Source organism: Bradyrhizobium sp. CCBAU 53351, from assembly GCF_015291745.1.
In the GTDB taxonomy this organism is placed as follows: Bacteria; Pseudomonadota; Alphaproteobacteria; order Rhizobiales; family Xanthobacteraceae; genus Bradyrhizobium.
On sequence record NZ_CP030059.1, the window covers coordinates 2,519,498 to 2,536,179 of the forward strand.

Consider the following 16,682-nt stretch of genomic DNA (forward strand, 5'->3'; position numbering starts at 1 on the left):
GGGAAGGGATGAACGGACGATGACGCGGAATGTCTTGTTGGGCGTTGTGGCGGCAGCTTTGTTGCTTTCGGCACCTGCGCACGCCACGCAATTGATCACCGAGGAAGAAGCCAAGCTGCCGCCGCCGAAGGGAGCGGTCGCGGCCGACCGGCGCGGCATTCTGCGCGGTCCCAAGGTCGAATTCATCTCGCCCGGCGGTGCCGTCAGCTCGCCGATGCCGCTGGTGTTGAAGTTCGAGTCGTTCGGCGGGGCTAAGATCGACCCGGAATCGGTCAAGGTGATCTTCCTCCGCACGCCCAACGTGGACCTCACTCCGCGGGTCAAGCCGTTCGTGAAAGCGGAAGGCATCAACATGCTCGACGCGGAGCTGCCACCGGGGGAATACACCGTGCGGGTCGACGTCAAGGACAGCGATGGTCGGCCCGGCACGACCATCTTCACCTTGAAGGTTGCACCCAAGTGACGTGTCCTTACTGCCGGGCTGACAGCGCCGAGGGTGCGCTGGTCTGCGCTGCCTGCGGGCGCGACATCGCCGTGCCCGCCACGTTGATCGCCGAGAGAGACGATCTCCTGCGCAAACGGGAGGAGCTGCGCGATGAACTGAGGCGCGCCAGAGCCGAAATCGAAGCCGTCACAAGGCGAAGGAAGTCGCGCTAGCGATGGAATGCCCGTTCTGCGCCGAAACCATCAAGGATGAAGCGATCGCGTGCAAGCATTGCTCGCGGGACTTACGCGTCGTGCAGCCGATGCTGCGCGAGATCGACGACATTGTCGCCGATCTGGACAAGCTCAGGCGCGATCTCGACCGCATCAATGTCCGGCTGGAGCGCTACAACAATCCGCTGCGTTATTACGGCACGCACGCGGTGCTCTACGTTGCCATTCCATCCCTCCTGCTGGTGGTCGCGCATGTGCTCGTGACCATCACTTTCAACGTATCTGCGCTCCCGCTTCGGATCGCGTCGATCGCGATACCACTTCTGTTCGGCTTCGTGGCCTATCCGTTGCACCGCGTCTCTACCTTGCCCGCCTTCGTGCTGGCGTTCCTGACGGCAGGTGTCAGCATCCTGTCGATGCTGACGGTAACCGGAGTTCACGATCATGTCCCGATCTTGCCGGAAGCCTGGATCGAATGGCGCGAGGTGTTCGAGTATGGCGCTAGCATCCTGCTTGCCTTCGTCTCCGGAAACATCTTGAGCGTGGTGATCTTCCAAGTGCTGCCGCGCGTTTTGACCCAGGGCGGCAAGCCGAATGCGTTTGCCTTCCGCGTGGCGCGCTTGATCGGCCAGCACGTCGGCGAAGAGCAACTGCGCCGCCGCGCCCGCCTAATTCAGGATCTCATGCAGACCGTCGGGCCGCTGGCCGGCGTGGCCGCGACCGGTATCGGCTCTATCTATGCCGGCTTGAAGGGCTTGTTGGGTTAGCTCGGTCTTTAGCCCCAGCGCGCGGTCCGGCCGGCCGCTGCTTCTGCAGATTCCCCACAAACTCCTTCAGCGCATCCGCCAGCGGGACCGAGGCGCGGTAGGCGAGGCCGACCTCGCGCGTCACCTTGACCTCGATCTCGCGCACCGCGATGTCGGGATTGCCGCGCGCCGCGCCCTCGGGGACGATGGCAATGCCGACACCGGCCGCGACCAGCGCGATGGCCCAATCCTCGGATTGTGCGATCGCAGCGGTTTGGCGCCGCTGCGCATTGCGGCCGAAGAACGCGCTTTGCTCACAATGGCAGCGGTCGATCAGCGGGACGCCGGCGAGATCGGCGGTGCGAAGCTTGTCCTTCAGCGTCAGCGGATGCGACGGCGGCAGCGCGGCGACGTAGCGCTCGCTCCACATCGCGACGAACTGCTCGTCCTTGCGCCGCATGCTCTTCGAGATGATCCGCGCATCCGCCTGCTCGTCGCTGCCGACGAGGCGGAGCGCGACGTCGCTGCGCGCCGTCAGCGGCTTCAAGAGCGCGATCGTGCGAGGCACGTCGAGCGTGCGCATCAGGCCGAGCGTGACATTGGTCTTCGTGCTTGGCTTCCTGAACAGGCTGCGCGCCGCGTCGGTCTCGTCGATGATGCGGCGCGCCAGAATGTGAAACTGCTCGGCCGAGGCGGTCGGCGCCACGCCCTTCTTGTGCCGGATGAACAGCGTGGTGCCGAGCTCGGCCTCGAGACTGGTGATCGCGGTCGAGATCGACGGCTGCGACACGAAGCAGGCCCGCGCCGCCGCGGTCAGATTGCGTTCGCGGTAGACGGCGGCGAAATAGCGAAGCTCGCGGATGTCCATAGGATAAGCCTAGAGATAGCATCAATAATCGATATTTTACCTATGATGAGAGCGATGACAAGAACGGCTGCTCAGGACAGGCGAGGGTCATCCATGAAGATTCACCATCTCAACACCGGCACGATGTGCCCGCTCGGCCGCCGCCTGGTGAACGGTTCCGGCGGCCTGTTCCAGCGCGCCCGCCTGGTCTGCCATTGCCTTCTGATGGAGACCGGCGATGGACTCGCCCTGGTCGATACCGGCATCGGTCTTGGCGACATCGGCACGCCCGAGCGGCTGGGGCGGCGGTGGGTGCGGCAGACCGCGCCCAAGCTCGATCCCGCGGAGACGGCGGTCGAACAGGTGAGGACGCTCGGCTATTCACCCAACGACGTGCGTCACCTGCTGTTGACGCATCTCGACCGAGACCACGCCGGCGGCGTGCCCGATTTTCCCCACGCCGCGATTCACGTCCATCGCGCCGAATACGACATGGCGGTAGAGCGCAAGCCGGCGCCGCCCGAAGGGCGCTATGTCACAGGGCAGTGGAGCCACGGACCGCGCTGGCAATTCTATGGCGAAACCGGCGAGGACTGGTTCGGCTTCAAGGGCGTGCGCGCGCTCGGCGACACGGAAGCGGACGTCCTGATGATCCCGCTCGCCGGGCACACGCTCGGCCATTGCGGCATCGCGGTGCGCTCGGGCGACACATGGCTGCTGCATGCGGGCGACAGTTACTTCCATCATGCTCAGCTCGACCCATCGCCGCGCGTGCCCCTGATGCTCGGCTACTTCCAGCGCCGCGGCGACATGGACCGCGCGATGCGGATCGCCAACCAGGCCCGGCTGCGCGCGCTGAAGCGCGATCACGGCGATCGCGTGACGATCGTCAACAGTCACGATCCCGCCGATTACGAGCGCTGCCGCTGCGGCGCGCATTGAGCGCGCGGCAGCGCCTCAGCGCTGCCCGTCGTGCACGGAGATCTCGGATGCCTTCAGGCCCCCGATGCGCGCGTGGGGGCGGCCGCCGGTTGCCATCACGAGGCCGAAGGCGATCTCGTCACGTCTTGGTGCGTCCCACAGCGTCATCTCCGCGGTGCCGAAATGGCTGCGCACATAACACGCGTGGATGTGGCCGAGCGGCACCATCAGCCGCGTGCCGGGACCGCCGATGGTCTTTGCCGCCGGCACGATCGCCTTCGGTTGTCCCAACACCTCGCGCATGCCTTGGCCGCCGGCTTCATGCCAGACCGCGCCGTGCTCGAGCTCGCCGTCCTCGCCGACGATGATGCCCTTGCCATAGGCCTCGATGCGCTCGGCGCCGCCGAGCTGCGCGATCAGTGCGCCAGCGAGCTCGCGGCCCAGGCCGCGCAAGGACGCCTGGAACGGCATCAGATCCGGCTCATAGCGGCCGGCGAAGGGATTGCGGATCACGGCAATCGCGGTGCCGACCAGCAGCGGCTTCTCCAGCCGGGGGCCGCGCTCGTGCCAGACGGTCTCGACGCCGAGCGCGGTCTTGCGAATGTCGTAAGACATGTCTTGGGACATGCGGCGTCTTACGCCTCGTCCACGACGGGATTGCGGAGCACACCGATATTCTGGATCTCGACCTCGACCACGTCGCCCGGCTTGAGGAAGACCGGCGGCTTGCGGGTGAAGCCGACGCCGGCCGGCGTGCCTGTCGCGATGACGTCGCCGGGCACGAGGTCGAAGATGGTCGAGCAATATTCGATCAGCCGCGGGATCGAGAAGATCAGCATCGAGGTGTCGGAGGACTGCACGGTCGCCCCGTTGACGCGCGTCTCCAGCTTGAGTTTCGTCGGGTCGCCGATCTCGTCCGGCGTGACCAGCCACGGACCGAACGGGCCGGTGCCGACAAAATTCTTGCCGGAGGCGATCTGCTGCGCATGGCGCTGCCAGTCGCGCACGCTGACGTCGTTGTAGATCGAGTAGCCCGCAACGTGAGTCCAGGCGTCGGCCTGGCTGATGTGACGGCCGCCCTTGCCGATCACCACGGCGAGCTCACCCTCCCAGTCGAAATTGTCCGAGACTTTTGGCCGGATCACCGGCGCGTTGTGGCCTACCTGGGAGCGCCAGACCCGCAGGAAGATCGGCGGAAACTCCGTGATCTCGCGCTTCATGCCGAACGCCACGGCTTCGTTGTGGTGATCGAGATAGTTGCGCACGGCGCAGACGATCTTCTCGGGGCGCGGGATCACCGGTAGGTATTTGACGTCGCTCAGCGCGATCGTGGGCTTGTGCCCGGCGACGATCGCCTCGCGCTTGGCGTAGTCGTCGCTGCCGAGGAAGTCCGCAAGCGCAGGGTATTGGGGCAGGGCGCGGCCCAGATCCACCACGCCGTTTTCGACAACGGCGCCCCAGCTTTCCCGATTTCCATCCAAGAACGACAGCAGCTTCATGGTTTCGCCCCAAGGGTTCCTATTTTCGATCCAGTCTATTATTTTCGAAAATGAGGCGGGGCGCAAGCCCGCCCGGTGAAAATGCCATCGCCTAATCGCTGTCGAGCAGGTGGGCGGCGTATTTTGCGACATTATCCGCGGTGGTGCGGATATGGGTCTCGATCAGCTGCACGGCGAGATCGGCGTTGCGCGAGATCGCGGCCTGCATGATGGCCTGGTGCTCGCCGGCCTTGTCGCGCGGGCGCGGCCGGAAATTGGCCGACAGGTGCCGGTAGCGCTCGGCACGGTCGAACAGTTCGGCGCGAATGGCGAGCAACGTCGCCGAGCCGCAAGCAGACACCAGTGCTTGGTGGAATTGCCGATGCGCGATCTTCCATTCGGGGTCGCGCAGGGGATGCTCGGGATCGCGCTGCTCGATCCGCTTCAGGCGATGCAGCGTGGAGATGACAGCGATTTCCCAGTCGTCGTCGCCGCGCTCGATCGACCGGCGGATCAACTCCACCTCGATCAGCACCCGCGCGTCGGTGACCTCAATCAGATCCTGGCGGCTGACCGGCGCGACGCGAAAGCCGCGCTGCTCCTGGGCGTCGACCAGGCCTTCAGCGGCGAGCGCGGTCAGCGCCTCCCGCAGTGTCGTGAAACTCGCGCCGAACCGCTCGCGCAGCACGTCGAAGCGCAACGGCTCGCCGGGCGCAAGCGCGCAGGCGATGATCTCCTCGCGCAGCCGATGCGTGATGTCGGCGGCGATGGTCTTGCCGAATTCCTTGCGCGGGCGAACGGCGCTGTCAGCCATGGGGTTTGCCATTGAATCGATGCCCCAAGATGCCGTGCCAACGACCATCTTGCAATAATTTTCGTAATGAGTATGATTTTCGAAAATATGGCTTGGGAGGCTGAGGACGTCATGAGAGCGGTGCTGGTGCGTCAGCCGGGTGGGCCGGATGCACTCGAAATGGTCGAGCTTCCGGTGCCTGCGCCCGGCGCCGGCCAGGTGCAGATCCGGGCCGAGGCGTTCGGAGTCGGTCAGCCCGACGTGCTGATCCGGCGCGGCGTCTACAAATGGATGCCGCCATTGCCGGCCAATCCCGGCAATGACGTCGCGGGGCGCATTTCCGCCCTCGGCTCCGGCGTCGAAGGCTTTGCGATCGGCCAGAAGGTGCTGCTGAGCGCGCGCGATCTCTCCCAGCGCGGCGGCTGCTACGCCGACTATGTGGTCGCGCCCGCGGATGCCGTTCACGCGCTGCCCGACAATGTCGATCTGCAAGCCGCGGTGTGCCTGTCGAACTACCAGGTGGCCTATGCCCTGCTGCACGAGTGCCGCCATCCGCGCTCGCCGGCCAGCGTGCTGGTGATTGGCGCCGCCGGCGGCGTCGGCACCGCGCTGGTGCAACTGGCCAAGCTCGCCGGGATGACTGTGATCGGCACGGTCTCCACCGAGGAGAAGGCTGCCTTCGCGAAAGCGAACGGCGCCGATCACATCATCTTCTACCGCAGTGAGGACGTGGTGGCGCGCACCCGCGAGCTGACCGGGGGCGAGGGCGTCGGCCTCGTGCTCGATCATGTCTGCGGTCCCGAGTTCACCGGCTATCTTGGCGCACTCGGCAAATGGGGCACGCTGCTGTCCTACAACGCCTTCGCGGGACTTCCGGAAGAAAACCTGATGGCGGCGATGCGCAACCATCTCGACATTTGTCCGGCGATACGATGCTTCTCCTTCCACATCTACGACCACGATCGCGACGGCCGCCGTGCCCTGATGCGCAGCGTGATCGAGGCGCTCGGCCGCAACGCGATCAAGCCGGCGATCTCGGCCGTGCTGAGGCTCGACGAGGTCAGGAAAGCGCATACGCTGCTGGAGCAGGGCTCGGCGCTCGGCAAGATCATCATGATTCCATAAGGGGTGGATTGCACGATGAGCACACAAGCACCCATTGCACGCTTCACCCGGCTGCGGCACGCGACCTTCACCTCGCCGGATCCGGAGCGGCTGCTCGATTATTATCGCGGCGTGATCGGCCTTGGCCTCGTTGCCCGCGATGGCGACCGCCTGTTCCTCGCCAGCGAGTCCGAGCAGCTCTCGCTCGTGATCGAGCCTGGCGATGCCGCGCTCGGCAGCGTCGCCTTTGAAATCTCCCCGGAGGTGGAGATCGACGCACTGGGCGCCGCGCTGAAGCAGGCTGATCTGCGGCCCGAGCTGCGGAGCGATCCGTTGCCCGGTGTTTCCAGACTGCTGTCCTTTACCGATCCGGAAGGCACGCGCTTCGAGCTGATCCAGGGCTGGACGCCGACGCCCGCGCAGGAGCGAATCGGCGGGTTTGCCGTCAGCAAGCTCGGCCATGTCGCGCTGCGCACGCCTGACCCGAAAGCCGCCTCGGAGTTTTACGCGAACGTGATGGGCCTGCGCGTCTCCGACTGGATCGAGGACCGCTTCGTGTTCATGCGCAGCGGCTTCGAGCATCACACGCTCAATTTTGCCCGCGCGCCCGTCCGCAGTCTTCATCACTTCGCCTTCGAGCTGCGGGGCCCCGACCACATGCATCGCGCCTGCGATCATCTCGCGCGGCACAAGCTGCCCGTGCTCTGGGGGCCGGTGCGTCACGGCCCAGGCCACAACACCGCGATCTATCACCGCAATCCCGATGGCCACCTGGTCGAGCTGTTCCATGATCTCGACCGGATGGTGGACGAGGAACTCGGCTATTTCGAGCCGCGTCCCTGGCACCGCGATCGCCCGCAGCGGCCGAAGGTCTGGGTCGGGCTGCCGCGCGACGTCTGGGGCATGCCGCCATCGCCTGAATGCACCGAGTTCGCGCGCTAGCGCGTCACGACTTGAAGACGCCGCACAAGCTGCGGCCAACGATAGAACAATCAAGGGGAAAAGCATCCATGCGAGGGATGAAGCGGCTTGCTGCGGCCATTTTTCTGGTCGGCGTTTTTCTTGCCGGTTGTCTGGCCGGTCCGGCATCGGCGGAGAATTATCCGTCGCGTCCGATCCGCCTGCTGCATGGTTTTGCCGCCGGCGGTGCGGCCGACACGCTCTCGCGCATCATCGCGGACGGACTGTCGAAGAAGCTGGGCCAGCCGGTCATCGTCGAGGCCAAGCCGGGCGCCGGCGGCAACATCGCGGCGGACGCGGTCGCCAAGGCGGCGCCTGACGGTTACACGCTCGGGCTCGTCACCGGCGCCCACGCGATTTCCGCGGCGACCTACAAGAGCCTCGCCTATCAGCCGGCCGACAGCTTCGAGATGATCTCGACGCTGGTCTACTACGCGCTCGTCATCGCCGTGCGCAACGACTATCCCGCGAAATCGCTGGGCGAGCTCATTGCGATCGCCAAGGCAAAGCCCGGCTCGCTCAGCTTCGGATCGGTGGGTTTCGGCTCGACCCATCACCTCGCGGGCGAATTGCTCAACGCCACCGCCGGAATCGAGATGGTGCACGTGCCGTATCGCGGCGATTCCCAATCCACCACCGCGCTGCTCGGCGGCGAGGTTCCTGTCGTCGTCGGCACGCCTGTTCTGCTCGCCCCGCAAATCCAGAGCGGCGCGATCCGCGGCCTTGCCGTGACCTCGCCGGCGCGCACCGCGTTGCTGCCCGATGTCCCGACGGTGCAGGAGGCCGGCATCAAGGGCTACGACGTGCGCACCTGGGCCGGCCTGCTGGCCCCCAAGGGAACGCCGCCCGCCATCATCGCCGCGCTCAATGCCGCAACGCTGGATGCGCTGAGGGATCCCGAGCTCAAGCAGCGCCTGGAGACGGCCGTCGGCGGCGAGGTCCGCGGCAGCTCGCCGGAGGAGATGAAGAAGCTGATCGAGACCGAGATCGCCAAATGGACCGGCGTGGTGGAGCGGGCAAAGATCCCGCGGATCTGAGCCGGGCAGGGGACCGCGCGATGCCGGCCGGGCTCCCTGCTCACGAATGCTTGATCCGGATCAACAAGCGCCGCTGGCTCTGGGATATGCTAGGAAGAAGGCATTGCGGCCCGAAAGGTAAATTCATCCAGATGCGGTTCGTCCGTACCATCCTGGCAATTGCCATCGCCATCTCCCTGGCGATGCTGCCGGTTGGCGTGTCCGCATCAAGCCTTGCCACGTCGTCGGACGACATGCACGCGACCATGCAGATGGGCGGCGACGCTGAGATGGCGATGGACGATTGCTGCCCCGACATGAAGGGACCGGCCTCCTCCACGGGCGGCTACAAATGCGGGATGGGCTTCTGCTGCGTCGGCGGGCTCGTTGCGCTCGATGACGTCAGGCCCGTCGTCTTCGGGCATTTCGCCGTCGCGGCGAGCACGCTTCCCATCCCTGAGGACCAGGTCGTCTCCGTCCGCGGCGGCCCTCCTCCCTTCCGACCTCCTCGAATCTGATCTCGCCAAGCCCAAAGACACGTGCGGCATGCCCGCGCGCGAGAACTGACGTGCGCGCTTCCTGCGCCACGGCGAAGATCAGATCATGAGGACAAGACAATGCTTGCCAGATTCAGCACAGCGGCGCTCGCCGCCACCCTTTCGCTTGCCGCTTCCGCCGCGATGGCGGGCGCCGGCGACTACGCCTTCGAGCCCGTCACGGCGCAGATGAAGAAGGGCGACGACGTCACGCTCTCGGTGCGCCTGACCAACAAGCAGACCGGCAAGCCGGTGGCGGACGCCGTCATCTTCAAGACCCGCGTCGACATGGCCCCGGACGGCATGGCCGAGATGGAATCGGCCGTGGCGCCGTTGCCGTCGCAGGAGCCGGGCGTCTACGCCTTCAGGACCGACCTGCCGATGGCGGGCCGTTACCAGGTCACGCTGTCGGCCAAGGTGCAGGGCGAGGCTGAGACCGTCACCGGCAAGGTGATCGTCACGGCGATCAAGTGAGCGTTCGGACGTCGCAAGCGGCGTCCGGACTTCTCTGTCCCATTCACATGGACACGATCACACCATGAAGAAGCTGCGTCTCCTGACTGCTCTCGCGCTGGGCGGTGGCCTCGCGCTGGGCGCGACATGGGCCTTGTTCGACGGGCATTGGTCCGTTCACGCCGAGGCAACGCCGGCTGTGGCCGAGGCGAACCGGGCTCCGCTCTATTACCGCGATTCCAGCGGCGCGCCGTTCTGGTCCGCCGCTCCGAAGAAGGATGACCGCGGCCGCGACTATCTGCCGGTCTACGAGGACGGCCAAGCCGCCGCTGCGGCACCAAAGCCGCCGCAGGCGGCGTCATCGCGAAGGATCCTCTACTACCGCAATCCCATGGGCCTGCCCGACACCTCGCCGGTGCCGAAGAAGGACCCGATGGGGATGAACTACATCCCCGTCTACGAAGGCGACGAGGTCGACGACGGCACGGTAAAACTCTCGCCGGGCAAGATTCAACGTACCGGCGTGAAATCCGAGCCCGTCGAACGGCGCGCGATCCGCGTCTCGGTCAAGGCGCCCGGCACGATCCAGCTGGACGAGCGCCGCATCTCGGTGATCGCGATGCGCGCCGAAAGCTTCGTGCAAGAGGTTGCCGACGTCACCACCGGCACGCGCGTGAGGGCAGGCCAGCCGCTGATGGAGATCTACAGTTCGGCGGTCGCCTCCGCCGCGGCGGAATATCTCGCGACGATTACCTCGAAGACGGTGGGCGGCGTCGAGATGTACGGCCGCGGCTCGCGGCAGCGGCTAATGAACCTCAACGTGCCCGAACAAATCATCGCCGAGATGGAGCGGACGCGCGTCGCGCCCGTCACCGTGCATTGGTCGGCGCCGCGCGACGGCATCGTGCTCGAACGCAGCGCGATCGAAGGCATGCGCGCCAATCCCGGCGACGTGTTGTTCCGGATCGCGGATATCTCGCTGGTCTGGGCGCTGGTCGACGTCGCCGAGCGCGATCTCGGCACGATCGCGGTGGGGCAGCCCGTGGCGGTGCGCGCACGGAGCTTTCCCGGCCGCATCTTCAGCGGCAAGATCGCCGTGGTTTATCCGCAGGTGAACCGCGACACCAGGACGGTGCGCGTCCGCATCGAGCTCGCCAATCCCGATGCTGTGCTGCTGCCGGACATGTATGTCGATGCCGACATCGACACGGCCGATGGCGCGCCCGTGCTGGCGATCCAGGACAGCGCGGTGCTCGACACCGGCGCGCGTCAGGCCGTCCTGGTCGACAAGGGCGAGGGCCGCTTCGAGCCGCGCGAGGTGAAGCTTGGCCGGCGCGGCGGCGGCTATATCGAGGTGCGCGACGGACTCGCGGACGGCGAGGCAGTGGTCACCTCCGCCAACTTCCTGATCGATGCGGAAAGCAATCTGAAGGCCGCGCTCAAGGGCTTTGCGGAAGGAGCGCCGCAGGCGTCCGAATCCGGCCACGCCGCGGGAGAGCACAAATGATCGCCCGCATCATCGCCTGGTCGGCGCGCAATCTGCTGCTGGTGCTGTTCGGTACCGGCTTTGCGGCCGCCGCCGGTCTCTATGCGCTGATCCATCTGCCGCTGGATGCGATCCCGGACCTCTCCGACACCCAGGTCATCGTCTACACCGAATATCCCGGCCAGGCGCCGCAGGTGATCGAGGACCAGGTGACCTATCCCCTGACCACGGCGATGCTGACCGTGCCGAAATCGAAGGTCGTGCGCGGCTTCTCGTTCTTCGGGGTGTCGTTCGTCTACGTGATCTTCGAGGACGGCACCGACATCTACTGGGCGCGTTCGCGCGTGCTGGAGTTTTTGAACGGCGCGGCGTCGCGGCTTCCCGCCGGCGTCAGCCCGACCATCGGGCCCGATGCCACCGGCGTCGGCTGGGTCTATCAGTACGCGGTGATGTCGAAAGAGTTGAATCTCGCCGACCTCAGGACGATCCAGGACTGGAACCTGAAGTTCGCGCTGGCCAAGGCCGAAGGCGTCGCCGAAATCGCCAGCATCGGCGGCTTCGTCAAGCAGTACAACGTGGTGCTCGATCCGCAGCGGATGCGCGATCGCGGCATCAGCATGCAGAAGATTCGCGACGCGATCCGCGCCAGCAACGCCGATGTCGGCGGGCGCACCGTCGAGCTCGCCGAGTTCGAATACGTCATCCGCGGCAAGGGCTACATCAAGAGCATCAACGATCTCGGCAACATCGTGCTGAAGACGAGCAACGGCACGCCGGTGCTGCTCCGCGACGTTGCCCATGTCGAGCTCGGACCGGACGAGCGCAGGGGCATCACCGAGCTGAACGGCGAGGGCGAGGTCGCAAGCGGCATCGTGCTGCAGCGCTTCGGCGTCAACGCCCTCGACGTCATCGAGAACGTCAAGCGACGCTTCAAGGAGATCGCGAGCAGCCTGCCGGCATCGGTCGAGATCGTCCCGGTCTACGACCGCTCCAGCCTGATCTACGCGGCGATCGACACGCTCAAGCACACGCTGTTCGAGGAGAGCATCGTCGTCGCGCTGGTCTGCATCGTGTTCCTGCTGCACGTCCGCAGCGCGCTGGTCGCGATCCTGATGCTGCCGGTCGGCGTGCTGATGGCGTTCGGCGCCATGAAGCTGCTCGGCCTCGGCTCGAACATCATGAGCCTAGGGGGCATCGCGATCGCGATCGGCGCCATGGTCGATGCAGCGATCGTCATGATCGAGAACGCGCACAAGCATCTCGAACGCGCCAAGCCCGATCAGTCGCGCGTGCAGATCCTGATCGATGCCGCCTCGGAAGTCGGTCCTGCGCTGTTCTTCAGCCTGCTGATCATCACCGTGTCGTTCATGCCGATCTTCACGCTGGAATCGCAGGAGGGGCGGCTGTTCAGTCCGCTCGCCTTCACCAAGACGTTCTCGATGGCCGCTGCGGCCCTCTTGTCCGTCACGCTGGTGCCGGCGCTGATGGTGATCTTCGTCCGCGGCCGGATCGTGCCGGAGGGCAGGAATGTCATCAATCGCTTCCTGATCTGGATCTACCGGCCCGTCATCAAGGGCGTGCTTCGCGCCAAGACGCTGGTGATCCTTGCCGCCGTCGCAGTGCTTGCGGTCACCGCTTGGCCGGCAGGCCGGCTCGGCACCGAGTTCATGCCGACGCTGAACGAGGGCACGCTGCTCTACATGCCGACCACGCTGCCCGGCATCTCCGTCACCAAGGCGGCCGAGCTGATGCAGACCCAGGACCGCATCATCAAATCATTCCCCGAGGTCGCCTCGGTCTACGGCAAGGCGGGACGGGCGGCGACCGCGACCGACCCGGCGCCGACCGAGATGTTCGAGACGGTGGTCAATCTGAAGCCGAAGGAGGCTTGGCGCCCCGGCGTCACCGTCGACAGCCTGATCGCTGAGATGGACAAGGCGCTGCAATTCCCCGGTGTCTCCAACGCCTGGACCATGCCGATCAAGGCGCGCATCGACATGCTGTCCACCGGCATCCGCACGCCTGTCGGCGTCAAGGTCATGGGCACCGATCTCGTCGAGATCGACCGGCTTGCACGGCAGGTCGAGCGCGTGATCAAGACCGTCCCGGGCACGTCCTCGGCCTACGCCGAGCGCGGCATCGGCGGCTATTATCTCGAGATCGTGCCGGACCGCGAAGCGCTCGCGCGCTATGGCATCCTGATCCAGGACGTTCAGGACACCATCGCTGCTGCGCTCGGCGGCCAGACGGTGACGACGACCGTGGAGGGCCGGCAGCGCTTCACGGTGAACATGCGCTATCCGCGCGACCTCCGCGACAATCCCAAGGCGATCGCCAGCGAAATCCTGGTGCCGATGCCGGCGGGCGGCGCCGTGCCGCTCGGCGAGGTCGCCAAGGTCGAGCCAGCGCGTGGGCCGACCTCGATCCGGACCGAGAACGGCCAGCTCGCGACCTACATCTATGTCGACATCCGCGATCGCGACATCGGCAGCTACGTCGCGGACGCGCAACGCGCGGTGACGGAGAGCATCCAGTTTCCCGCCGGCACCTATGTGGTCTGGAGCGGACAGTACGAATATCTGCAGCGCGCCGCCGCGCGCCTGAAGATCGTGGTGCCCGTGACGCTCACGATCATCTTCCTGCTGCTGTACCTGAATTTCAAGGCGTTGACCGAGACCCTGATCGTGATGCTGTCGCTGCCGTTCGCGCTGGTCGGCGGCATCTGGATGATGTGGTGGTTCGGCTTCAACCTGTCGGTCGCGGTCGCCGTCGGCTTCATCGCGCTCGCGGGCGTTGCCGCCGAGACCGGCGTCGTGATGCTGATCTACCTCGACCACGCGCTGGCCGAGATGAAGGCAAGGTGCGGCACCGAGGGCAGGGTCTTCACCCGTGCCGATCTTCACGACGCCATCATGGTCGGCGCGGTCGAGCGCGTTCGGCCCAAGATGATGACCGTGGTCGCCATCATGGCCGGCCTGCTGCCGATCATGTGGAGCACCGGAACGGGATCGGAGATCATGCAGCGCATCGCGCTGCCGATGATCGCCGGCATGATCTCGTCGACGCTGCTGACGCTGATCGTGATCCCCGCGATCTTCGGCCTGGTGAAGGGGCGGGGACTGCCTGATGGCGAGCAGCCGGCGCTGGCCGATAACCATGCCGTTGAATCGGCCAACGCCATGCAGGCGTCGCAAGCGGCAGAGTAGGATCAGCGTCGCAGGGTACTACGGCTGCGGCGGAAAGCGCTCGAACGCCGGCAATTTATGCGCGTGCTCCATCCAGCGCAGGCGCTCGGCGACCTGGATCTGCATCGTGGGCGGCACGGCCTCGGGATCGTCGTAAGTCGCGCTCTGGATGTCGATCACGCCCGGCATCAGGCTGGCATTGACGTAAAACAGGCCGGTGCCGCAATCGCCGCAGAAGTGCCGCCGTCCGTGCTCCGACGAACTGTAGATCCTGGGCTCGCCCCTGGTCAGCTTGACGGCGCCGTCCGCATACATCGTCCAGCCAACGACAGGTGCGCCGGCATGGAGCCGGCAATCGCGGCAATGGCACAGCGCATGCACGATCGCCTCGCCCTCGACCTCATAACGGATCGCGCCGCAGTGACAGCCGCCGGTGATGGTGCTCATGCGTCTCTCCCGACCGGATATTGCTTTGCCGATCGATAGTGTCCGCGATTTGCGGCATCAACGATGCAATCGGTTTGCGCTTGCGTCCTACTGTCGCGTGACAGCTGCTGCCATCGACCCGTCTATCGCGCTTCCACCACTTCACCGTCCTCCTTGACGAAGCGGCCGACGGGATTGTCCAGCAGGTCGATGACGGCTTCCGATGGGCGGCACAACCGCGTGCCCTTTGAGGTCACGACGATCGGACGGTTGATGAGAATGGGATGTGCGAGCATCTGGTCGATCAGCTCGTCGTCGGACCATTTGGGATCTTCGAGGCCGAGCTCCTTGTAGGGTGTTCCCTTCTCGCGCAGCAGCGCGCGCACGGAAACGCCCATCGTGTCGATCAGCTCCTTGAGCGTCTCGCGCGAGGGCGGCGTCTTCAGATATTCGATCACGACGGGTTCGGTGCCGCTCTGCCGGATCATCGCCAGCGTGTTGCGCGAGGTGCCGCAGGCGGGGTTGTGATAGATCGTGACGCTCATGATCGATTCTCCGCAACTCACTGGCGCGCTTCCAGGGCCGCCCGGGCTCTGCCAGCGCCTCCCTCATACCAGCCCCGGGTCGCCTTGACGATGCGGACAACCGACAGCATCACGGGGACCTCGACCAGCACGCCGACCACGGTTGCCAGCGCGGCGCGGGAGTCGAGGCCGAACAGGCTGATCGCCGCGGCAACCGCCAGCTCGAAGAAGTTGCTCGCGCCGATGAGGGCGGCCGGAGCAGCGACGCACCAGGCGACGCCAAACCGTCGGCTCAGCCAGTACGCCAGGCCCGCATTGAGATAGACCTGGACAAGGATCGGCACGGCGAGGATGGCAATGACGAGCGGCTGCCTGACGATCTGCTCGCCCTGGAAGCCGAACAGCAGCACCAATGTCGCGAGCAGCGCCACCAGCGACAGAGGCCGCAGCAGCCGCATGACGCGGTCGAAACCGGCCACGCCATTCCGCAGCAGCGCCTTGCGCCACAGCTGTGCGACGATCACGGGAACCACGATGTAGAGCAGGACGGAGAGCAGCAGCGTGCCCCAGGGGACACTGATCGAGGCGACTCCCAGCAGCAGTCCCACCAGCGGAGCGAACAGGAACACCATGATCAAATCGTTCAGGGCGACCTGGCTCAGCGTGTAGTGAGGCTCGCCCTCGCACAGGTTCGACCACACGAACACCATCGCAGTGCAGGGCGCGGCCGCCAGCAGAATCAAGCCGGCGATGTAGGACGAGATCTGCCCGGCCGGCAGCAGCGGCGCGAAGAGATGGCCGATGAAGAAGGAACCGAGCAGCGCCATCGAGAACGGCTTCACGGCCCAGTTGATGAAGAGGGTGACGCCGACGCCGCGCCAGTGCTCCCGGACCCGACCGAGCGAACCGAAGTCGATCTTCAACAACATGGGTACGATCATGAGCCAGATCAGCAGGGCGACCGGCAGGTTGACCTTGGCGACCTCGGCGGCCGCGACCGTGCCGAAGAATCCGGGCATGACGTGCCCCAGCGCCACGCCGACGACGATGCAGAGCGCGACCCACAGAGTGAGGTATCGTTCAAAGATGCCCATCGTCACGCCACCCGCTCTGCCGGGATGGAGCGCGCCGAATGGCCACTGCACTGGAACGACACATTGTAGACCTGGTCAGGCACGGCTTCGCTCCCTCCGTTTCGGCGCGCAGCAGGCTTGCAGCGTCTCGACCACGGGATTGCAGACTTCCGGGCGTCCGCCGCAGCAATCGCGCAGCAGGAACAGCGCGACGTCGCGGAATTCGTCGAGATTGGCGCGGTAGACGATCGAGCGGCTGTGCCGCTCGGAGCTGACGAGGCGCGCCCGGCTCAAGATCGCCAGATGCGCGGACAGCGTGTTCTGCGGCACTTCCAGCAGGCGGGCGAGGTCGCCGGCGGCCAAGCCGTCGGGCTCATGCCTGACCAGCGTTTGGAAGGCTTCCAGGCGCGTCGGCTGCGCCAGCGCGGCAAGGGCGAGGACGGCTTCTTCTGATTCCATATATCTAGATTTACGGAA

General features: G+C 65.7%; 18 protein-coding genes. 10 read left to right on the forward strand and 8 right to left on the reverse strand.

Annotated elements, in window-relative coordinates; all coding sequences use genetic code 11:
• Positions 1 to 46 precede the first annotated feature (46 nt).
• Both XH83_RS11775 and XH83_RS11780 read left to right on the forward strand, forming a co-directional pair.
• Positions 47 to 463 carry an Ig domain-containing protein gene (locus tag XH83_RS11775; RefSeq protein ID WP_246776497.1) on the forward strand — a complete coding sequence of 139 codons (417 nt, stop codon included), beginning with the start codon at positions 47 to 49 and terminating at the stop codon, positions 461 to 463.
• A 196-nt stretch (positions 464 to 659) separates the two neighbouring features.
• Positions 660 to 1,424 carry a hypothetical protein gene (locus XH83_RS11780; RefSeq protein WP_194407156.1) on the forward strand — a complete coding sequence of 255 codons (765 nt, stop codon included), beginning with the start codon at positions 660 to 662 and terminating at the stop codon, positions 1,422 to 1,424.
• Here the strand turns inward: XH83_RS11780 and XH83_RS11785 are convergent.
• The gene (locus XH83_RS11785) at positions 1,390 to 2,271 is read right to left on the reverse strand and encodes a LysR family transcriptional regulator (RefSeq protein ID WP_194407157.1); all 882 of its coding nucleotides are present in this window, start codon (positions 2,269 to 2,271) and stop codon (positions 1,390 to 1,392) included. The genes XH83_RS11780 and XH83_RS11785 overlap by 35 nt on opposite strands.
• Positions 2,272 to 2,364: 93 nt before the next feature.
• Here XH83_RS11785 and XH83_RS11790 point away from each other — a divergent pair, with 93 nt between their 5' ends.
• Positions 2,365 to 3,192, forward strand: a complete 828-nt coding sequence (locus XH83_RS11790; RefSeq protein WP_194407159.1) for an MBL fold metallo-hydrolase — start codon at positions 2,365 to 2,367, stop codon at positions 3,190 to 3,192.
• A gap of 15 nt (positions 3,193 to 3,207) precedes the next feature.
• On the opposite strand, the gene XH83_RS11795 is transcribed toward XH83_RS11790, so the two are convergent.
• From XH83_RS11795 to XH83_RS11805, 3 genes are all read right to left on the reverse strand, one after another.
• Positions 3,208 to 3,786 carry an amino acid synthesis family protein gene (locus XH83_RS11795; RefSeq protein ID WP_194408233.1) on the reverse strand — a complete coding sequence of 193 codons (579 nt, stop codon included), beginning with the start codon at positions 3,784 to 3,786 and terminating at the stop codon, positions 3,208 to 3,210.
• Positions 3,787 to 3,806: 20 nt separating this feature from the next.
• Positions 3,807 to 4,670: a fumarylacetoacetate hydrolase family protein gene (locus tag XH83_RS11800; protein WP_194407160.1), complete on the reverse strand. Its 864-nt coding sequence runs from the start codon at positions 4,668 to 4,670 to the stop codon at positions 3,807 to 3,809.
• A 91-nt stretch (positions 4,671 to 4,761) separates the two neighbouring features.
• Positions 4,762 to 5,463, reverse strand: coding sequence for an FCD domain-containing protein (locus XH83_RS11805; RefSeq protein ID WP_194407161.1), 702 nt, complete (start codon positions 5,461 to 5,463; stop codon positions 4,762 to 4,764).
• Positions 5,464 to 5,574: 111 nt separating this feature from the next.
• On the opposite strand from XH83_RS11805, the gene XH83_RS11810 reads away from it, so the two are divergent.
• The 7 genes from XH83_RS11810 to XH83_RS11840 all read left to right on the forward strand — a co-directional run bounded on the left by XH83_RS11810 (position 5,575) and on the right by XH83_RS11840 (position 14,203).
• Positions 5,575 to 6,567: a zinc-dependent alcohol dehydrogenase family protein gene (locus tag XH83_RS11810; protein ID WP_194407162.1), complete on the forward strand. Its 993-nt coding sequence runs from the start codon at positions 5,575 to 5,577 to the stop codon at positions 6,565 to 6,567.
• Between the two features lie 15 nt (positions 6,568 to 6,582).
• Positions 6,583 to 7,488 (forward strand): VOC family protein, encoded by a 906-nt coding sequence (locus XH83_RS11815; protein WP_194407163.1) that lies wholly within the window; start codon positions 6,583 to 6,585, stop codon positions 7,486 to 7,488.
• A 68-nt stretch (positions 7,489 to 7,556) separates the two neighbouring features.
• Positions 7,557 to 8,543, forward strand: a complete 987-nt coding sequence (locus tag XH83_RS11820) for a tripartite tricarboxylate transporter substrate binding protein (RefSeq protein WP_194407164.1) — start codon at positions 7,557 to 7,559, stop codon at positions 8,541 to 8,543.
• A gap of 20 nt (positions 8,544 to 8,563) precedes the next feature.
• Complete coding sequence (locus XH83_RS11825) at positions 8,564 to 9,040, forward strand: hypothetical protein (protein WP_371746325.1); 477 nt, start codon at positions 8,564 to 8,566, stop codon at positions 9,038 to 9,040.
• 99 nt (positions 9,041 to 9,139) lie between these two features.
• On the forward strand, positions 9,140 to 9,532 hold the full coding sequence (locus XH83_RS11830; RefSeq protein WP_194407165.1) for a FixH family protein: 393 nt from the start codon (positions 9,140 to 9,142) through the stop codon (positions 9,530 to 9,532).
• A 64-nt stretch (positions 9,533 to 9,596) separates the two neighbouring features.
• Complete coding sequence (locus XH83_RS11835; protein WP_194407166.1) at positions 9,597 to 11,018, forward strand: efflux RND transporter periplasmic adaptor subunit; 1,422 nt, start codon at positions 9,597 to 9,599, stop codon at positions 11,016 to 11,018.
• Positions 11,015 to 14,203 (forward strand): efflux RND transporter permease subunit, encoded by a 3,189-nt coding sequence (locus tag XH83_RS11840; RefSeq protein ID WP_194407167.1) that lies wholly within the window; start codon positions 11,015 to 11,017, stop codon positions 14,201 to 14,203. Before XH83_RS11835 ends, XH83_RS11840 begins: the two co-directional genes overlap by 4 nt.
• 18 nt (positions 14,204 to 14,221) lie before the next feature.
• Here the strand turns inward: XH83_RS11840 and XH83_RS11845 are convergent, their stop codons facing one another.
• From XH83_RS11845 to XH83_RS11860, 4 genes are all read right to left on the reverse strand, one after another.
• Complete coding sequence (locus tag XH83_RS11845; protein WP_194407168.1) at positions 14,222 to 14,629, reverse strand: GFA family protein; 408 nt, start codon at positions 14,627 to 14,629, stop codon at positions 14,222 to 14,224.
• 122 nt (positions 14,630 to 14,751) lie between these two features.
• A complete protein-coding gene (gene arsC, locus XH83_RS11850) occupies positions 14,752 to 15,153 on the reverse strand; it encodes an arsenate reductase (glutaredoxin) (RefSeq protein WP_194407169.1) in 402 nt (133 codons plus the stop codon).
• Positions 15,154 to 15,170: 17 nt separating this feature from the next.
• Complete coding sequence (gene arsB, locus XH83_RS11855; RefSeq protein WP_194408235.1) at positions 15,171 to 16,226, reverse strand: ACR3 family arsenite efflux transporter; 1,056 nt, start codon at positions 16,224 to 16,226, stop codon at positions 15,171 to 15,173.
• A 75-nt stretch (positions 16,227 to 16,301) separates the two neighbouring features.
• The gene (locus XH83_RS11860; protein WP_194407170.1) at positions 16,302 to 16,664 is read right to left on the reverse strand and encodes a helix-turn-helix transcriptional regulator; all 363 of its coding nucleotides are present in this window, start codon (positions 16,662 to 16,664) and stop codon (positions 16,302 to 16,304) included.
• Positions 16,665 to 16,682: the final 18 nt, after the last annotated feature.